Raw genomic sequence first — 17,525 nt, 5'->3', positions numbered from 1 at the left:
CCCATCCGCACGGCCCCCGGGGTGCCCCGTGACGACCTCTGGCCCCTCCAGCCTCTCGCTGTCCGGCGTGTTCTTCGATGGGCGGACCAGCCGCGACCGGGCCGCGGCCCTGGACGTGACGGGGGAAGACGTGCGGCTTCAGGCCGAGGGGGGGCTGGAAACGCGCTGGCCCCTGACGCAGCTCCGTATCGACCCGCCCGTCCCCGGCGTGCGGCGCGTGCTGAAGTTCCCCGACGGTTCGCGTTTCGAGACGGCAGACGATGCCGCCGTGACGGCGCTGGAGGCCCGCACCGGGCGCAACCGCGCGCTGGGCCGGGTCCGCCGCCTGGAAACGCGCTGGTGGACGGCCCTCGCCGCGCTCGCTCTGACGCTGGCCTTCGCGTGGGCCTTCGTGGCCTACGGCCTTCCGGCGCTGGCCCGCGGGGCCGCGAGCGCCACACCGCGCAGCGTGCTGGCGACCTTTGACCGCGAAACGGTCCAGGTTCTGGAAGAGGGAGGCTATCTCGGCCCCAGCAGGCTCAGTGCCGCGCGGCAGGCGCACCTTCAGGCCGCGTTCCGGCGTGTGGCGGCCTGGGCGGATCATGGGTATCCCTACCGCCTGCTGCTGCGCGACGGTGAACCGGAAGACGCGCCCTTCCAGCTCGGGGCGAACGCCTTCGCGCTCCCGGACGGCACGGTGGTGCTGACCGACCAGCTCGTCGCCCTGGCGCACAACGACCGGGAACTGCTGGGCGTCCTCGCGCACGAGACGGGACACGTGACCGGGCGGCATACGCTGGCGAGCGTGTATCAGGGCCTGGGGCTGACGCTGCTGTCGGTGGCCGTGACGGGGGACCTGATCAGCGCGGGCACGTTTGCGGCCGCCGTCCCCGCCTCCCTCCTGCGCAACGGCTACTCGCGCGCCGCCGAGACGCAGGCGGACGAGGTGGCAGGCCGTTACCTGATGCAGGCGTACGGCACCACCAAACCGCTGCGCGACCTTCTGGCCCGGCTGGAAGAGGGGGACCGGAACGCGGACGAGAACAGCGTGGAGGAAGGCAGCCACACAGCGGACCTCCTCCAGACCCACCCCGGCACCGCGCAGCGCATCCGGCACCTGCGGGAGATCGAGACACGGGGGCGCTGACCTACACCCGCCCACCCCGGCTGCTCCCCCGCGTGACACCCCCGGCGATCAGGTGTGCGGCGCGCAGGGGTTCGGGAATGCGGCCCGTGACCGTCAAGGTAGCGAGGGCGGCTTCCGCCTGCGGCAAGCTCAGGCCCACGCGCTGCACCCACACGCCCCGGCACGGTTCCATCGGCCCCAGCGCCTCGATCAGCCGCCACTTCCTGGCCCCGCCCGGCACACGGGTCAGCAGGGCGGCGCGGAGGCGGTCAACGTCGGGCGGGCGGCGCGCCACGATCAGGACGGGCAGGCCGGTCAGCGCGCTCAGGGCGGGCGCGTCCACCACGTTGAAGCCCGCCAGCGCCACGCCCTGAAGCAGGATCAGGTGCAGGTGCTCCCGCGCGCCGCTCGCCGTCACCAGCCGGGCGAGTTCGGACGTGCTGTTGCGCCCGTCGCGCCGCACCCGCCCGCTGACCACACCATGCAGGGTGTCCCGCGCGTAGACGGTGCCGTAGATGGCGACATTGCCGCGATGCTCACGGGCAAAGGGGGCGTCGTCGAAGCCGATGGCGTGGGAGAAGGACATGCCGGGAGCGGGGCTCAGCCTCCCGCCGTCTCCAGTGCCCCCTCGATGTCGGTCAGCAGGTCGCCAATCTCCTCGATGCCGATGCTCAGGCGCAGGAGGCCCGGCGTGATCCCCAGGCGGCGGCGTTCGGCTTCGGGGAGGGCGCGGTGGCTGGTGCCCCAGGGCCAGGAGAGGGTGGTCACCACGTCCGCCAGGCTGGGCGCGAGGGGAATGCGGCCAGCGAGCGCGCGGACGAAGGCGGGCGCGTCCTCGATGTCGGCGCTGAGCATCCCGCCGAAGCCGTTCGGAAACAACTCCTGCGCGAGGTGGAACTGCGGGTGCCCTGCGAGGCCGGGGTGGTACACGGCCCGCACGCGGGGATGGTTCGCCAGCACGTCCGCCACGGCCTGCGCGTTGCCGCTGTGGGCACGCATCCGCAGCCCGAGCGTCTTGAGGCCCTGGAGGGTCATCCAGGCGTCGAAGGCGCTCATGGTGCCGCCCAGCCGCAGCAGGCGCGTGCGGACCGGAGCGATCAGGTCCGCGGGGCCGCACACCACGCCCCCAAAGGCATTGCTGTGCCCGCTGAGATACTTGCTGACCGAATGCGTCACGAGGTCCGCCCCGTGCAGCGCCGGACGGAAGACGGCGGGACTGGCAAAGGTGTTGTCCACGCTCAGTAGCGCCCCGCGCGCGTGGACCAGGTCCGCCAGCCGGGGCACGTCCGGCACCGTCATGAGGGGATTGGTGAGGCTCTCGACGTGCAGCACGCGCGTTTCCGGGCGGAAAGCCGCCTCCACCGCCTCCGGGTCGCAAGCGTCCACAAAGGTGGTCGTGATCCCCAGACGCGGGAACTCCTCCGCGAGCAGGGCGTAGGTCACGCCGTACACGCGGGCGTCCGCGACGATGTGATCTCCGGCCTTCAGGACACCCAGCAGCGCGGCGCTGATGGCGGCCATACCACTTCCTGCGACCAGCGCGGCCTCCGTCCCCTCCAGCGTGGCGAGGGCGCGTTCCAGCGTCCCCGCGTTCGGCGTGCCGTTGCGGTAGTAGAAGCTGGCCGGGTCCTCGACGCTCATAGCTCCTTCCAGGGCGTCGAGGTCGGGGAAGGCGTAGACGGTGGACTGGTAGATGGGTTCTACCAGGGGAACACTGCTGTTCGGGCGGGCCTCCTCCCCGGCGCGGGCGGCGAGGGTGGTCAGGTCGTAGTCGGCGGGCGTCACCGGATCAGGCTAACGCTTTGGCGCGGGTGCCGGTCCAGTTCCGCGCCTGGTCCCCGCGTTCAGATTGTCGCCTCCTCTACTCCCCCCCCGCCCACAACCCCTGCCGTTTCAGCGCCGCCACCAGACCCGGCTCGCGTTTCTCCATGCTGCCCCCAGGCGCGAAGTAGGCCCGCAGCAACCGCACCCAGTCCCCCGGCTGGCCCCGCCGCGCCGCAATGGGGTTCATCACCTCGATGCCCTGGCGCAGTTCCTCCTCCGTGCCGTCCCGGTAACGGTCCTCGTGGACGACCAAGGGACGGGGCAGACGCGGGCGCAGCGGCGGTTCCTCGGCGGGCAGGCCGAGGGTGAGGGCCGCGAAGGGCAGCACCCCGGCGGGCAGGTCCAGCACGTCGAGGATGCCTTCCAGCCCGTTCAGCACGCCGCCGATCCAGCAGCCCTGATAGCCCAGCATCTCGGCGGCGGTCAGCAGGTTCTGCCCCGCCAGCACCGCGTCCCCGATGCCGAAATGCACGGCGATGGCGGGCCAGTGCCCCACGCCCTGCCCCGCCACCTCCAGCACCCGGCCCACCCGCCGCACGTCCAGGCAGACCACGAACGCCTCGGAAGCGGTGGCGATGTGGGCATTCGTGGTGAGTTCGGCCACGCGGGCGCGGACTTCCGGGCTCACCAGCCGGATAAACGAGTAAAGCTGCGCGGTCGCGTCGGTGGGGGCGCGCTGGGCCGCGTGCAGAATGGCGTCCAGATGCTCTTCGGGCAGCGGCAACGGCGAGCCGTCCGCCTGGGTGACGTAGTGGCGAACGGTACGGTGCGTGTCGTAAAAGGCCCGGACTTCCTTGGGCGTGCGGGTCGGGCGGGTCAGCGGGTCAGCGGTCATGCGGGGCAGGATACGCGGGAAGGGGTTAGGTATTGGGAGTCAGGCGTTAGGAAAGAGGAGAGCCTGGGCGAATGCTCTGGCTCCTCACCCCTCATCCCTAACCCCTACTTCCCCATGTACTGAATCCGCCAGATGCGCCCCGTGTCGTCGTCCGTCAGTAGCAGCGCGCCGTCCTGGGCCACCACGAGGTCAACGGGGCGGCCCAGCGTCCGTTGCCCGCTCAGGAAGCCGGTCAGGAAGTCCGCGACCTGGCCCGTTTCGGGGTTGACGGTCACCACCTTGTAGCCGCTCTTGGTGCTGCGGTTCCACGAGCCGTGCAGCGCGGCGAACATCTGACCGCGGTACTTGTCGGGAAAAGTCTTGCCGTCGTAAAAGGCCAGGCCCAGCGGCGCCGCGTGCGCGGTGGTCAGGGCGAAGGCGGGGATGGCATCCTGGCAGACCGCCGCACTCTTCTTCCCGAAGTCCTTGTCCCAGACCTGCGGCTGCCCGGCTTCGGTCGTGTAGCAGTACGGCCAGCCGTAGAAGCCGCCCGCCCTCAGCTTGTAGAAGCCTTCGGGCGGGAGGTTGTCACCCAGCATGTCACGCCCGTTGTTGGTGGCGTAGAGGGTGCCGCCATACCACTCCAGACCTACCGGATTCCGCAGCCCGGTCGCGTAGGGCTTGCCGTTGGTGCCGTCCGCGTCGTAGACCCACACCGAGGCGCGGTGGCTGTTGCTCTCCTCGCAGACGTTGCAGGAAGAACCGGTCGCCACATACATCTTGCCGTCCGGCCCGAAGACCACCGTGCGCGTCCAGTGCCCGCCGCCGCTGGGCAGGCTGAGCAGCTTCTGCGGCGCGCCACTCGCCTCCCTCTGCCCCGGCTGGTAGGCGAAGCGCACCACGCCGTCCGTGTTCGCCACGTACAGGAAGCCGTCGTGGAAGGCGAGGCCGTGCGGGCGGTTCAGGCCAGAGGCAAAGACGGTCTTGCCGTCCGCCACGCCGTTCTTGTTCTGATCGGGCAGCACCGTGACGGTCCCGGCGCCCGGATCGCTCACGAACACGTCCCCGTTGGGCGCAACGGCCATAAAGCGCGGCTGCTTGAACCCCTCGGAAAACACCGTCACCTTGAAGCCGTCCGGTGCTTTCAGGTCGGGCGTCTGCGCGCCAGCGGACGCGGCGAGGGCCAGCGCACCCGCCACCAGCATTCTTTTCAGCATGAGGCCAGCAGACCACGCAGGCGTGAGAGGGCGCGGGGAGGGAAGTAAAGGTCAGAAGCGCCCCAGCCCACGCTCTTCAGGGCGCGTCCGTCGCCAGATACTCGAACCGCGCGCCCAGCCCCTCCAGGTGCCGGAAAAACGACGGATAGCTCTTGCGGATGTGGTGCGCGCCGGTGATGCGGATGGGCGCGTCGGCCCTGAGGCCCAGCAGCGTCAGCAGCATGATCATGCGGTGGTCGCCGTGCCCGCCCACGGTGACGCCCCCCGCCAGCCGTTCGGTCCCCGTGACGCTGAGGCTCCCTTCCGTCTCGCTCGCCTTCAGCCCCAGCCGTTCCAGTTCGCGCCGCGTGTCGCTGATGCGGTCGCATTCCTTGAGCCGCAGCGTCGCCACGTTCTCCCAGGTGGTCGTGCCGTGAGCAAAGGCGGCGGCGGCGGTGAGAGCCTGCACCGCGTCGGTGAAGCCGTCCCCGTCGCGCGTGACAGCGTGGAGGGGCTTTCCCCCGCGCACCGTCACCCGGTCCCCCTCGCGCACGAGGTCGGCGCCCATCGCGCGCAGCACGTCCACGGCCTCGCGCTCGCCCTGGAGGTCGTCCGCCCGCAAGTTCGTCACCGTCACCTCGCCGGGGAGAAGGGCGGCGGCAGCCAGCAGGGCCGCGCTCCCCGGATAGTCCCCCGGCACCAGCACCCGGCCCGCCCGGTACGCCTGCCCGCCGGGAATGGTGATGCGGGTGAGGTCGGCGCTGGCGGTGGCCCGGATGCCGAACGCGGCGAGCGTGTCGAGCGTCTGCCGCAGCGGCGCATGGCTCTTGATCTCGCCCGTCAGCCGCAGGTCGAGGCCCTCTTGCAGCAGCGGCGCGAGGAACATCAATGCGCTGGCGTACTGGCTCGACCTCTCCGCCGACACCTCCACCCGCCCCCCCCGCACCGGGCCGCCGATGGTGATGGGCAGCCGTCCGCCGTTGCTGCTCACCCGCGCGCCGAGCCGTTCCAGCGCCGCGAGCAGGTCCCCCTGGGGCCGCCTGCCCAGCGATTCGGCGTAGTCGGTGACAAAGGTCGTCTCCGTGGTCAGGGCCGCCACGCCCATCAGGAAGCGCGCGACCGCCCCCGCGTTGCCGGGATTGAGCGTCACGCCCGCGCGCGGATGCGCCCCGAAGCCGCGCACCACCACGTCTTCGCCCACCCGTTCCACACCCGCGCCCCAGTCCCGCAGGCAACGGACCAGAGCTTCCGCGTCCTCGCTGGTCGCGGCGCCCACTACGCGCGTCTCCCCCTCGGCCAGCGCCGCCGCGAGGAGATACCGGGTGGTGTAGTTCTTGCTCGGCTGCGCGCGCCGTTCGCCCCGGAGTTCGGAGGCCGGGTGGACCAGGACATCGAAACGCTCGGGCAGGCCGTCAGTCATGGGGGGAGGCTAGCGCCCGGAAGAGTGGGAGGCTCTGCACGAGGCAAGACAGGTGGGCCACATGGCCGATGGTTCCGGCCACTTCCGCCGTTAGGCTGGGCACATGCCTGACTTCACTCCCGGTCAACGCTGGGCCTACCATACCCGTCCCGGTGAGGAGGATTCCACGTTGCTCATCCTGCGCCGCGAGGCACTGGGCGATCTGCCCGTCCTGCACATTCAACTCCAGGGGCTACGGCTGCGAAACCCGTTCACGGCGAGCGGCCTTCAGACAGACCTCGGGCACATGCCCATCAGTGAGGAGGCGGTCCAGCAGAGTGTGACGGACCTGCTGGAGCAGAACGCTACCCCAAGCGACGACGGAGGCGGCTACGAGGAGTGGCGCGCCGCTTACGAGCGGGGTGAGGCGGGCGTCTTCACGCTGCCCGTCGCCCAAGTCGTCCAGGCGTTGGAAGACGCCGTCAACGCTCCGACCCCTGCGGACACGTTCAGCAAGAGCAACCGCAAGTAGGAACCTTCAGGGAACGACCCTAAACGCCCGCCCCCCCTCCAGCGTCACGACGGCGGAGAGTTGCCCGTCCTCCGCCCTCACCACACAGCTCTGAACCCCAGCGGGCGGCTTGCGGTTCAGGAGGTCGGTGCAGAGGCGTTCGGGGGCGCTCAGTCCGGCCCGCTGCGCGGCCTGCACCGCCTCGCGCCCGTACTCGCGGGCGGCGCGGCCCTGCCAGGAAAAGGCCGCGACCAGCACCATGACGCCCGCGACAAAGGCGAGCAGGATCAACAGGAAGGTCCGCATACGGGGGGAGGCTAGCGCACTCGCTCGCCCCGGCAAGGCGCCCCCGGCAAAGGGCGGGCCGCGCCCTGGAGGAGGGAGGAAGGCGCGGCCCGGCAGGGCGAGCGGGACCAGATGACCGCTCGCCTTTTATGGTGCGCCGCGAAGCTGACGCGGGCATGACCCAGCCCCCAGGAAGAAGCAGGGTACACTGCCCCCGGTATGAGCCGAGTGATGATTATTGGCGCGGGCGGCGTGGGCAACGTCGTCGCGAAGAAGTGCGCGCAGAATGACAGCGTGTTCACCGAGGTGCTGCTCGCCAGCCGCACCGTCAGCAAGTGCGACAGGATCGTCGCGGAAATCCGGGAACACTTCCCGCAGAGCCAGACGCAGTTCACGACGGCGGCGGTGGACGCCGACAACGTGCCGGAACTTGCCGCGCTGATCCGTTCCTTCGGGCCGGAGCTGGTGATCAACGTGGCCCTCCCCTACCAGGACCTCACCATCATGGACGCCTGCCTGGAGACGGGCGTGCATTACCTCGACACCGCGAACTACGAGCCGCGCGACGTGGCGAAGTTCGAGTATTCCTGGCAGTGGGCCTACCGCGAGCGTTTCGAGCAGGCGGGCCTGATGGCGCTGCTCGGCTGCGGCTTCGACCCCGGTGCGACGAACGTGTTTACCGCCTACCACGCCAAGCACCACTTCTCCGAAATCCGTTACCTCGATATCGTGGACTGCAACAACGGCAGCCACGGCAAGGCCTTTGCCACCAACTTCAACCCCGAGATCAACATCCGCGAGATCACCGCGAACGGGCGTTACTGGGAAAATGGGCAGTGGGTCGAGACGGCACCCCTCGAAATCAGCCAGGACATCTATTACCCCAACGTCGCCACCCGCAAGAGCTTTGTGCTGTACCACGAGGAACTCGAATCGCTGGTCATCAACTTCCCGACCATCCAGCGCGCCCGCTTCTGGATGACGTTCGGGGAGCAGTACATCAAGTACCTCAGCGTGCTGGAGTCGGTCGGCATGACCTCCATCGAGCCGATCAACTTCCGGGGCGAGGAGATCGCGCCCATCGAGTTCCTGAAGGCCGTGCTGCCCGCCCCCGAGTCGCTGGCCGCCGACTACACCGGCAAGACCTGCATCGGCGTGCAGGCGCGCGGGATCGGCAAGGACGGCTCTGAATTGGTGAACTTCGTCTACAACATCTGCGACCACGCCGAGGCGTACCGGGAAGTGCAGGCGCAGGCGATCAGCTACACGACCGGCGTACCCGCCATGATCGGCGCGATGCTGATGCTCCAGGGAGAGTGGATGAAGCCCGGCGTCTACAACGTCGAGGAGTTCGACCCCGATCCCTTCATCGCCGCGATGAACGTGTGGGGCCTGCCGGTGGATGAACTGGCGGGGATTGAACTGGTGCGGGACTGAGTGAAGCGCGAGAAGCCGCCCCGGAGCCTTGTTGGCATTCCGGGGCGGCTTTCCGTGGCTTACTGCTTCGACCCGTCCAGCGCCTTCATCGCCTCGCCCACGTAGGCCCACATCGTCTGCATCTCCGGCGTCATGTGCTGCTGATAGGAGCGGTTGAGCGTGGAGCCGATGTCCTGACGACCGCCGGTGAACTCCGCCACCAGACCTTGCCAACGGCGGGCCAGTGTCAGCACACGCGGGTCCGAGGGCGGCGTGCCCGCTTCCATCTCGCGCAGCACCTCGGCCATCAGCCCCGGCCATTCCTGCTCGACTTCCCGGAGGCGCGCCTCACCCACCTCCTGCCGCCGCTGCTCTATGTACGCCGCCTGCTCATCGTCGAACTTGGGCTGTTCTCCGACGCGGCGGGCCGTTTCCAGCATCCTGTCCACCTTCTCGCTCATCCCGATCACCTCCGTGAGTTCTGACCAGCTCGCCCCGCGCACGTCCAGCCGTTTCAGCCGGTCCAGCAGCGCCCGCTGCCGCTCCATCTGCTCCTCCAGCATCCGGATATGCTCCGCGATCACCCGCTGGGGGTCATGGTCCGGGTCTTGCAAGGCGGCCCTGATCTGCCCCAGCGGCAGCCCGATGGCCTTGAGGCTCTGGATTTGCTGCAAGGTCCGCAGGTCGGTTTCGGAGTACAGGCGATGCTCGGCCTCGGTGCGCCCGGCGGGCGTCAGCAGCCCGATCTGGTCGTAATGCCGCAGCGTCCTGACCGTCAGGCTGGTGCGCCGCGCGAGTTCTCCGATCCTGAGCTTCACGCTGCCCTCCTGTCAGATACGGTAGAACCGGACGTTACGTGAGGGTCAAGGGGCAGGGTTTAGGCGTCAGGTGTTAGGGGAAAGGGGCATTAGCTCAGACCCTCCCTCTCCCTAACGCCTAACCCCTCTTCCCTCACGCCGCGTCGCTTTTCTCCACCTTCGCAAAAATCATGCGGCCCACGTTCGTCTGCACGTTGTTGACCACCAGAACGCGCGTCGCCTTGCCCCGGAACTTCAGGCCGTCCTCGACGACGACCATGGTGCCGTCTTCGAGGTAGCCGACGCCCTGGCCCTGCTGCTGGCCGCTCTTGGTGACGGTGATGGTGAGGCGGTCCCCGGCCTGGACCTGGGGCCGCAGCGCGACGGCGAGGGCGTGCAGGCTCAGGACTTCCAGGCCGTGCAACCGGGCGATCTTGCCCAGGTTGCCGTCATTGGTGAGCAGCTTGCCGCCGGTTTCGCGGGCCAGACGCACCAGCTTGTCGTCCACGTTGGGGAGCTGTGGGTCGTCCCAGTCCTCGATCCGCAGGGGGCGCACCTGGCGCAGCTCCTCCAGCACGTTCAGGCCGCGCTTGCCGCGCGTGCGCTTCTGCGGGTCCGAGTGGTCGGCCAGCACCTGAAGCTCGCGCAGCACGAAGCCGGGCACGACCAGTTCGCCCTCCAGAAAGCCGCTGCGGCTCAATTCCAGAATGCGCCCGTCGATCAGCACGTTGCTGTCCAGCAGCTTGCTGCCCGGCTGGCGGCGCACCTGCGGAAAGGCGAGCAGCCCGAAGGCCTCGGCGTGCCGGACGGCGAAGGAGACGAAAAAGGCCGCCAGCACCAGCGTCACCACGACGCTCCCGATCCAGGTGTAGAAGGGCACGCCGCGCAGCAGGTTGCCCAGCAGCACGCTGAGCAAGAGCGCGACGATCAGGCCGCAGGTGGCCGCCGCGACCGTGCGGGGCGAAAGACCGGCGTACCAGCGGCGAAAGCGGGCGAGGCTCTGGGCGGCCAGGCGTTCGGCGCGCGGGGCGAGGAGCAGCGCGGCCAGGGCGCCCGCCAGCATCAGGCTGAGGGTGTTGACCCGCCCCAGCTCCGGGTCGCTCATCCCGGCGGCCAGCGCGTGGCCCGCCGCCCACCCCAGGAGCAGGCCGAGCAGCATGATGAAAAGCCGAAAGGCAAGCACGCTCCCGAGTCTACCCGACCCCCCGCCCCCAAACTTCCCCAGGCTCGCATTTCGGCGGGTGATGAGGAATCTGACCACTTCATGTGCCGCTCAAAGTTGACGCTCATACGCGGCAGGTACCATGCTGGCCATGCGTCAAGTTTCGAAGGCGGTTCGCGTGGCGGGCCTGTTGCTGACCGGGTTCCTGGGCGTGGCAGGCGCGCAGGGCACGACCACTCCCGCGACCACTCCTGCGGCTCCGGCCCGTCCGGCCACGACCACGCCCGTCGCGGCCAACACGGCGCGCACGGTCAGCAGCGTGGCCGTGGAGATCAGCGGCACGGTCAAGGGCCAGATCGTGGCCTGCCCCAAGACGCTGAAGGTGAGTGCCGCGGCGGTGTGCCTGTACGTGCAGAACACGCCCGCCAGCCTGCGTCCCCTGGTGCGGGGCAGACTGGGCGCGCGCGCGCTGGGCGACTGGAAGACCTCCAGCAGCGGCCAGGCCAGCTCGCTGCTGGTGTCCGGCACCCCGGGCGGCCCGCTGGGCGCGTTCGTGCTGATGGCGCCGCTGACCGAGCGGGAAACGCTGCTGGTGGTGGATACAGCCCAGGCGCCTGCCGCCCAGGCCCCGGCCGCGCAAGCTGCCGCCCGTCCGGCCACCCCGGCAGGCGTCGTGAAGGGTCAGGCCTACGTGCTGGGCAGCGATCTGGTGGGCGTGGTGAACGTCACGTCCCTCGGCGGCGGCAAGTACCGCCTGACGCGCGGCGGCGAGTCGCCGCTGACGGTCACGGTCGGGCAGAAGACCGCGCAGCTCGGGAGCGGCAGCGTGGAACTGCCGCTGGTCCCGGCCAGCGACGGCCAGAACCTGATCTTCCCGCTGGCGGGCCTGCGCGCGCTGGGCTGCACCCTGACCCCGGCCCCGTCGGGGAACAACGTGACGGTCGCCTGCGGGACGGCGAGCGTGGGGCTGCGGCCCATCGTGTTCTGACGGAGAGCAGTCAGCCGGGAGAGGGGAAGGGCCGAGCGTGGGCCCTTCCTCTCCAGCCGTTCGGCGCCCTCCCCGGCATCTTTAGCTGGCCTTCAGGTTCGGGCGGGCGGGAACCGGGGGGGGAGTCGCTGCGTAATCATGGTCGCAAGGAGGAACACCCATGAGCATTCTTGACCGTCTTTCCCGACTGCTGCGTGCCAACGTCAACGACCTGATCAGCAAGGCCGAGGACCCCGCGAAGATCATCGACCAGGCCCTGCGCGACATGCGCGCGGCCTACGGCGAGGCCCGCGCCGAGGTGGCCGACGCGATGAGCCAGAGCGCCCGCCTGGACCGCGAGGCCAGCACCAACCGCAAACTGGCCGAGGAGTACGAGAAGAAGGCCGAAGAAGCCCTGCGCGGCGGCAGCGAGGACCTCGCCCGCGAGGCGCTGCGCCGCGCCCAGAACCACAAGGACCTCGCCAAGGGCTTCCAGGAGCAGGTCGCCGTGCAGACCAGCACGGTGGACCAGCTCAAGACGCAACTGCGCGCCCTGGAAGCCAAGATCGACGAGCTGGAGTCCAAGAAGACCCTGCTGGCCGCCCGGCAGAAGACCGCGCAGGCGGGCGCCACCCTCGACCGAGTGAGCGGCTTCGGCAAGGCGGGCGGCGCGATGGACGCCTTCAATGACATGGAGCGCAAGGTCGCCACGATGGAAGACCGCAACAAGGCCATGGCCGAGCTGCGCCAGGAGAACGACTTCGACGCGCAACTCAAGGACCTGGGCCGCGACAAGGACCTCGACGACGCCTTCGCCGCTCTCAAGGCGCGGGTGCAGGGCGGGGACAACAAGCAGGGCTGAAGCCGCAGGGATCAGGCGAAAGGGGCGTGAAAGCGCCCTTTTTTCCTGCCTCGCGCCCGGACAAAGACCCCTCACCCCCTCGCTGCGCGAGGCCCCTCTCCCCACGGTAGAGGGGTCAGAAAGCCCTCCACCGTGGGGAGACTGATACAGCCGCTTGCGGAGGGTTGGGTGAGGGGTCTTTTTGCGCCGCCCGGTGCTCTCCCCCGGTTCCTCTGGCCCCCGCTCCATCAGCCCGACTTCATGAACCCTGACAGAATAAGCCGATGACGCGCTTTACCCTGAACCGCATGCGAGGCCGCGCCTTTTCACTGCTGACCGTGCCCCTTCTGACCCTGCTGGGGGCCTGCGCGCCTGCCGCCACGAAAACCGCCGCTGCGCCGGTGGAGGCCAGCACCAGCGTCAGCAGCGTGTCCTTTTATCCGCGCGAGACGGGTCTGGGATGGACCTATCTGCCCGAAGGCGAAGCGGCGGGCGGCCCGCCGTACATGCTGCGCGCGCTCGGTCCCACCGTGTTCGCGGGACAGCAGGCGCTGGCCTTTCAGCTCACCGGGCGCGGCGCGGACCAGACGTGGTACCGGCAGATCAGCGCGGCGGGCGTGCAGCTCCTCGGCTTTCGCAAGCCCGGCGTGACGGCCCGGCTGGAACCGGCCTGGACGGAGGCCCCCGCCGAGGGTGCCTGGCGCGTGGGCCTGAGCTGGGAGAGCCAGAGCCGCATCACCCTGACCAGCGACGACGGCAAGGTGCAGGCGCAGGGCACGCTGCGCTACCGCTACGACGTGCAGGACCGCCGCCGCGTGACCACGCCCGCCGGGAGTTTCGACGTGTGGGTGGTCACCCGCCAGATCAGTGACGACGTGGGCGGACTGTTTCCCCAGACGCAGCAGCTCTGGTTCACGCCGTTCGTGGGCGATGTCAGAACGCCGGAGGGCCTCCTGCTCACCGGGCGCAACTTTGGAGGGAGGTAAAGGTGCCGCCGGTCCGCTACCGTGGGGACATGCCGCCCCGCCCCTTCCGCCTACCCTCAGTCCCGGGAGGCCAGCCATGAGCGAGCCGACATCCAACCTCCAGCCCGCCAGCCGCACGCCGCTGCTGGACCTGGTGAACAGTCCGGAAGACCTGAAAAAGCTCCCCCGTGACCAGCTCCCCCAGCTCGCCGCCGAACTGCGCGAGGAGATCGTGCGGGTCTGCTCGGTGGGCGGCCTGCACCTCGCCAGCTCGCTCGGGGCAACAGATTTGATCGTGGCGCTGCATTACGTGCTGAATTCGCCGCGTGACCGCATCCTCTTCGACGTGGGGCACCAGGCCTACGCGCACAAGATGCTGACGGGCCGCCGCAGCCTGATGCACACCGTCAAGAAGGAAGGCGGCCTGTCGGGCTTCACCAAGGTCAGCGAGTCCGAACACGACGCGATCACGGTGGGGCACGCCAGCACCTCGCTCGCCAACGCGCTGGGCATGGCGCTGGCACGGGACGCGCTGGGGCAGGACTACAAGGTGGCCGCCTTGATCGGGGACGGCTCGCTGACGGGCGGCATGGCGCTGGCGGCGCTGAACACCATCGGGGACACCCAGCGCCGGATGCTGATCGTGCTGAACGACAACGAGATGAGCATCAGCGAGAACGTGGGGGCCATCAACAAGTTCATGCGCGGCCTCCAGGTGCAGAAGTGGTTCCAGGAGGGCGAGGAGGCCGGGAAAAAGGCGGTGCAGGCCGTCAGCAAGCCGCTGGCCGACTTCATGAGCCGCGCCAAGAGCAGCACGCGGCACTTCTTCGACCCCGCCAGCGTGAACCCCTTCGCGGCGATGGGCGTCCGCTACGTGGGGCCGGTGGACGGCCACAACATGCAGGAGCTGGTGTGGCTGATCGAGAGATTGGTGGACCTCGACGGGCCGACCATCCTGCACGTCGTCACCAAGAAGGGCAAGGGCCTGAGCTACGCCGAGGCCGACCCGATCAAGTGGCACGGCCCCGGCCAGTTCGACCCGGCGACCGGCACCCTGTCTCTTCAGGCTGGCACGCCCAGCAGCGCCTACTCGTGGAGCAGCGCCTTCGGGGACGCGGTGACCGAACTGGCGCGGCAGGACCCCCGCACCTTCGTCATCACGCCCGCCATGCGGGAAGGGAGCGGCCTGGTGAAGTACAGCCAGGTCCACCCGCACCGCTATCTGGACGTCGGGATAGCGGAGGACGTGGCCGTGACGACCGCCGCCGGGCTGGCCCTCCAGGGCATGCGGCCCATCGTGGCGATCTACTCGACCTTCCTGCAACGCGCCTACGATCAGGTGCTGCACGACGTGGCTATCGAGAACCTGAATGTCACCTTCGCCATCGACCGGGGCGGCATCGTGGGGGCGGACGGGGCCACCCACAACGGCGTCTTCGACCTGAGCTTCCTGCGCTCGATTCCGAATGTCGGCATCGGCCTGCCGAGGGACGCCGCCGAACTGCGCGGGATGCTGAAGGCCGCGCAGGAGAATCCCGGCCCCTTCGCCATCCGCTATCCGCGCGGCAACACCGAGCGCGTGCCGGAGGGCACCTGGCCGACTCTGTTGTGGGGCACCTGGGAGCGGGTGCAGGGCGGCGACGACGTGGTGATCCTGGCAGGCGGCAAGGCGCTGGAATACGCACTGAAGGCCACCCGCGACCTGTCCGGGGTCGGCGTGGTGAATGCCCGCTTCGTGAAGCCGCTCGATGAGAAGATGCTGCGCGAGGTGGCCGCCCGGGCGCGGGCACTGGTCACGGTGGAGGACAACACGGTGGTCGGCGGATTCGGCAGCGCGGTGCTGGAGGCGCTCAGCGGGATGGGGCTGCGGACACCTGTGCGCGTGCTGGGCATCCCCGACGAATTTCAGGACCACGCCACCGTCGAGAGCGTCCACGCCCGGGCGGGCATCGATGCCCCCGCCATCCGCACGGTGCTGGCCGAGCTCGGGGTGGACGTGCCGCTGGGCGTGTAACCGGAGCGGCGGCGCGAGTACCCCCTTCCCCCCCCAAAAGGAAAGGGCGTTTCGCCGCGTGCATGGGGTTTCCCACATCGGGCCGGGGCGCGGGCCGGTAGGCTGGACCGGACATGGTCTGCCGTACCGGCCCGCTCCTCTCCCCGCTCCCGGGCGTTCACCCCGCAGACACGATGCCCGACGAACTGATCCCCGACACGTTGAACGCCCATTTCCGGCCCCTGCTGGAGGCGCTGGGCCTGGCCGGGGCCTGGCTCTCCCCCAGCGGGCAGGCCACCGGCGGCTACCGGCTGGACGACTTCGGGGCAGCGGTAACCCTGCACGGCCCCGCGCAACACCCGCCCGAAGGGACGCTGCGCGCCCTGGCCGGAGTGGTCCGTGACTGGGAGGCCCTGCGGGCGGTCCGGAACCCGGCGCGCACGGAAGAACAGCAGGAAGAACAGCAGCGGCTGGCCCGCGAGGCCAGGCGGCACCTGGCTTTTCTGGAAGCGGTGCTGGAAGATGTGGCCGACGGCATCGTGGCCTGCGACGCCGAGGGCCGCCTGACCATCTTCAACCGCATGAGCCGCGAGATGCACGGCATCGGGAGCGAAGGCCTGGCGCCGGACGCCTGGGCCGAGCGGTACTCGCTGTTCGAGGCCGATGGGCAGACGCCGTTGCCGCTGGAGCGGATTCCGCTGTTCCGCGCCTGGCGGGGCGAGGCGGTCAGGGAACAGGAAATGGTGATCGCGCCGCGCAACCTGCCCCGGCGCACGGTCCTGGCGAGCGGCCGGGCGCTGCGTGACGAGCAGGGGCAACTGTTCGGGGCGGTGGTGGCCATGCACGACATCTCCGAACGCAAGCACACCGAGGAACGCTGGCAGCACGCCGCGCTGCACGACGGCCTGACCGGGCTGCCCAACCGGGCGCTGCTGTACACCCGCCTGGAGGCGGCCATCCAGCGCCATCTGCGCGACGGGCGGCAGGGCTACGCGGTGCTGTTCTGTGACCTGGACAACTTCAAGACCGTGAACGACGCCTACGGCCACGACGTGGGGGACCGGCTGCTGCTGGAAACCGCGACGCGGCTCCAGCAGACGCTGCGGGGGAGTGACACCATCGCCCGGCTGGGCGGCGACGAGTTCGCGGTGCTGCTCGACAACCCCGGCGACGCCACCAGCGTGATGCGGGTGGCCCAGCGCCTCCAGGTGGCCCTGGCCCAGCCCTTCCGGGTGATGGGCCAGCCGCTGCACGTCAGCGCTAGCCTGGGCGTGACGCTCGCCTCCTCCCAGTACACCCGGGTGGAGGACGCGCTGCGCGACGCGGACACCGCGATGTACCGCGCCAAGCAGGCCGGGAAGGGCCGGGCGGCCCTGTTCGACGAGAGCATGCACGCCGAGGTGCTCGAGCGGCTCACGCTGGAACGCGACCTGCGCCGGGCACTGGAAGAGGGTGAACTCACGCTGCACTACCAGCCGATCATGGACCTCACGGCCCTGCGCTGCGTGGGCTTCGAGGCGCTGCTGCGCTGGACCCACCCGCAGCGCGGCCCGGTCCCGCCCGCCCGCTTCATCCCGCTGGCCGAGGCGTCCGGATTGATCGTGCCCCTCGGGCGCTGGGTGCTCGACGAGGCCGGGCGGCAACTGACGGCGTGGCGCGCGGCGCATCCTGGCCTCTCGGAGCTGACGGTCAGCGTGAACGTCAGCGGGCGGCAACTGCACCGCCATGCCCAGCCGGAGGAACACTTTCTGAACCGGCCCCCGGCCCCCGGCATCGAGCTGGAAGTCACCGAGAGCACGCTGCTCGACGCCCCCGAGGCCCAGGCGGTGCTGCGCACCCTGGCCGACCGGGGCGTGTGCCTGTCGCTGGACGACTTCGGCACCGGCTACGCTTCGCTCAGTGCCCTGGAACGGCACCCCATCACGACCCTCAAGATCGACCGCAGTTTCGTGGCGGCCCTGCCGGACGGGGCGCGGCAGCGCGGCATCGTGCAGGGCGTTGCCATGCTGGCCCAGCACCTCCGGCTGCGCGTGATCGCGGAGGGCATCGAGACGCCCGAGCAACTGCGGATGCTGCGCGACCTGGGCTGCACCCACGGCCAGGGCTTCCTGTTCGCCCGCCCCCTGCCCGCCGGGGCGGCGCTGGCCTTCGCGCTGGCGCACGCGGGCAAGGCGGGGTCGGCATAGAGCCTTCGGGCAACCCGTCGCCAGCTTCCAGCCGCCAGCACAACATCACTGAGCTTGGCCTCTT

The 17,525-nt window shown here is 69.8% G+C and carries 16 protein-coding genes; 8 read left to right on the top strand and 8 right to left on the bottom strand.

Features of this window, described 5'->3' with window-relative positions; all coding sequences use genetic code 11:
* Positions 1-28 precede the first annotated feature (28 nt).
* Positions 29-1,126 carry a M48 family metallopeptidase gene (locus tag E5F05_RS12675; protein ID WP_129118984.1) on the top strand — a complete coding sequence of 366 codons (1,098 nt, stop codon included), beginning with the start codon at positions 29-31 and terminating at the stop codon, positions 1,124-1,126.
* Position 1,127: 1 nt separating this feature from the next.
* Here E5F05_RS12675 and E5F05_RS12670 read toward each other — a convergent pair whose 3' ends face one another.
* From E5F05_RS12670 to aroA, 5 genes are all read right to left on the bottom strand, one after another.
* The gene (locus tag E5F05_RS12670) at positions 1,128-1,691 is read right to left on the bottom strand and encodes an endonuclease dU (RefSeq protein WP_129118983.1); all 564 of its coding nucleotides are present in this window, start codon (positions 1,689-1,691) and stop codon (positions 1,128-1,130) included.
* A gap of 14 nt (positions 1,692-1,705) precedes the next feature.
* Positions 1,706-2,890 carry a trans-sulfuration enzyme family protein gene (locus E5F05_RS12665; protein ID WP_129118982.1) on the bottom strand — a complete coding sequence of 395 codons (1,185 nt, stop codon included), beginning with the start codon at positions 2,888-2,890 and terminating at the stop codon, positions 1,706-1,708.
* Between the two features lie 76 nt (positions 2,891-2,966).
* Entirely contained in the window at positions 2,967-3,764 is a 798-nt protein-coding gene (locus tag E5F05_RS12660) for a nitroreductase family protein (protein ID WP_129118981.1), read from the bottom strand.
* Positions 3,765-3,868: 104 nt separating this feature from the next.
* The gene (locus tag E5F05_RS12655) at positions 3,869-4,960 is read right to left on the bottom strand and encodes a PQQ-dependent sugar dehydrogenase (protein WP_129118980.1); all 1,092 of its coding nucleotides are present in this window, start codon (positions 4,958-4,960) and stop codon (positions 3,869-3,871) included.
* A 76-nt stretch (positions 4,961-5,036) separates the two neighbouring features.
* Positions 5,037-6,359, bottom strand: coding sequence for a 3-phosphoshikimate 1-carboxyvinyltransferase (gene aroA, locus E5F05_RS12650; RefSeq protein WP_129118979.1), 1,323 nt, complete (start codon positions 6,357-6,359; stop codon positions 5,037-5,039).
* Positions 6,360-6,462: 103 nt separating this feature from the next.
* Between aroA and E5F05_RS12645 the strand changes: the two genes are divergently transcribed.
* Positions 6,463-6,870 (top strand): hypothetical protein, encoded by a 408-nt coding sequence (locus E5F05_RS12645; RefSeq protein WP_129118978.1) that lies wholly within the window; start codon positions 6,463-6,465, stop codon positions 6,868-6,870.
* A gap of 6 nt (positions 6,871-6,876) precedes the next feature.
* On the opposite strand, the gene E5F05_RS12640 is transcribed toward E5F05_RS12645, so the two are convergent.
* Entirely contained in the window at positions 6,877-7,155 is a 279-nt protein-coding gene (locus tag E5F05_RS12640; RefSeq protein ID WP_129118977.1) for a hypothetical protein, read from the bottom strand.
* 198 nt (positions 7,156-7,353) lie between these two features.
* Between E5F05_RS12640 and E5F05_RS12635 the strand changes: the two genes are divergently transcribed.
* Positions 7,354-8,571, top strand: coding sequence for a saccharopine dehydrogenase family protein (locus E5F05_RS12635; RefSeq protein WP_129118976.1), 1,218 nt, complete (start codon positions 7,354-7,356; stop codon positions 8,569-8,571).
* A 59-nt stretch (positions 8,572-8,630) separates the two neighbouring features.
* Here the strand turns inward: E5F05_RS12635 and E5F05_RS12630 are convergent, their stop codons facing one another.
* Positions 8,631-9,368 (bottom strand): MerR family transcriptional regulator, encoded by a 738-nt coding sequence (locus E5F05_RS12630; protein ID WP_129118975.1) that lies wholly within the window; start codon positions 9,366-9,368, stop codon positions 8,631-8,633.
* Between the two features lie 133 nt (positions 9,369-9,501).
* Entirely contained in the window at positions 9,502-10,530 is a 1,029-nt protein-coding gene (locus tag E5F05_RS12625) for a PIN/TRAM domain-containing protein (RefSeq protein WP_129118974.1), read from the bottom strand.
* Positions 10,531-10,660: 130 nt separating this feature from the next.
* On the opposite strand from E5F05_RS12625, the gene E5F05_RS12620 reads away from it, so the two are divergent.
* The 5 genes from E5F05_RS12620 (at position 10,661) to E5F05_RS12600 (ending at position 17,461) form a co-directional block, all read left to right on the top strand.
* Positions 10,661-11,497, top strand: a complete 837-nt coding sequence (locus E5F05_RS12620; protein WP_129118973.1) for a hypothetical protein — start codon at positions 10,661-10,663, stop codon at positions 11,495-11,497.
* 160 nt (positions 11,498-11,657) lie between these two features.
* Positions 11,658-12,338 (top strand): PspA/IM30 family protein, encoded by a 681-nt coding sequence (locus E5F05_RS12615; protein WP_129118972.1) that lies wholly within the window; start codon positions 11,658-11,660, stop codon positions 12,336-12,338.
* 263 nt (positions 12,339-12,601) lie between these two features.
* The gene (locus E5F05_RS12610) at positions 12,602-13,303 is read left to right on the top strand and encodes a hypothetical protein (RefSeq protein WP_129118971.1); all 702 of its coding nucleotides are present in this window, start codon (positions 12,602-12,604) and stop codon (positions 13,301-13,303) included.
* A 76-nt stretch (positions 13,304-13,379) separates the two neighbouring features.
* Positions 13,380-15,296, top strand: a complete 1,917-nt coding sequence (gene dxs, locus E5F05_RS12605; protein WP_129118970.1) for a 1-deoxy-D-xylulose-5-phosphate synthase — start codon at positions 13,380-13,382, stop codon at positions 15,294-15,296.
* 113 nt (positions 15,297-15,409) lie between these two features.
* Entirely contained in the window at positions 15,410-17,461 is a 2,052-nt protein-coding gene (locus E5F05_RS12600; RefSeq protein ID WP_129118969.1) for a putative bifunctional diguanylate cyclase/phosphodiesterase, read from the top strand.
* Positions 17,462-17,525 lie beyond the last annotated feature (64 nt).

Origin of the sequence: Deinococcus metallilatus, assembly GCF_004758605.1 — a bacterium.
Lineage (GTDB): Bacteria > Deinococcota > Deinococci > Deinococcales > Deinococcaceae > Deinococcus > Deinococcus metallilatus.
The sequence above is the reverse complement of the archived record's forward strand: the minus strand, read 5'-3'. Positions and strand labels throughout refer to the sequence as shown.

Bases quoted from the DNA above. Each gene is read 5' to 3' on its own strand.
- E5F05_RS12670 (WP_129118983.1), bottom strand. From the start codon at position 1,691: ATGTCCTTCTCCCACGCCATCGGCTTCGACGACGCCCCCTTTGCCCGT.
- E5F05_RS12660 (WP_129118981.1), bottom strand. From the start codon at position 3,764: ATGACCGCTGACCCGCTGACCCGCCCGACCCGCACGCCCAAGGAAGTC.
- E5F05_RS12655 (WP_129118980.1), bottom strand. From the start codon at position 4,960: ATGCTGAAAAGAATGCTGGTGGCGGGTGCGCTGGCCCTCGCCGCGTCC.
- aroA (WP_129118979.1), bottom strand. From the start codon at position 6,359: ATGACTGACGGCCTGCCCGAGCGTTTCGATGTCCTGGTCCACCCGGCC.
- E5F05_RS12645 (WP_129118978.1), top strand. From the start codon at position 6,463: ATGCCTGACTTCACTCCCGGTCAACGCTGGGCCTACCATACCCGTCCC.
- E5F05_RS12640 (WP_129118977.1), bottom strand. From the start codon at position 7,155: ATGCGGACCTTCCTGTTGATCCTGCTCGCCTTTGTCGCGGGCGTCATG.
- E5F05_RS12635 (WP_129118976.1), top strand. From the start codon at position 7,354: ATGAGCCGAGTGATGATTATTGGCGCGGGCGGCGTGGGCAACGTCGTC.
- E5F05_RS12620 (WP_129118973.1), top strand. From the start codon at position 10,661: ATGCGTCAAGTTTCGAAGGCGGTTCGCGTGGCGGGCCTGTTGCTGACC.
- E5F05_RS12615 (WP_129118972.1), top strand. From the start codon at position 11,658: ATGAGCATTCTTGACCGTCTTTCCCGACTGCTGCGTGCCAACGTCAAC.
- E5F05_RS12610 (WP_129118971.1), top strand. From the start codon at position 12,602: ATGACGCGCTTTACCCTGAACCGCATGCGAGGCCGCGCCTTTTCACTG.
- dxs (WP_129118970.1), top strand. From the start codon at position 13,380: ATGAGCGAGCCGACATCCAACCTCCAGCCCGCCAGCCGCACGCCGCTG.
- E5F05_RS12600 (WP_129118969.1), top strand. From the start codon at position 15,410: ATGGTCTGCCGTACCGGCCCGCTCCTCTCCCCGCTCCCGGGCGTTCAC.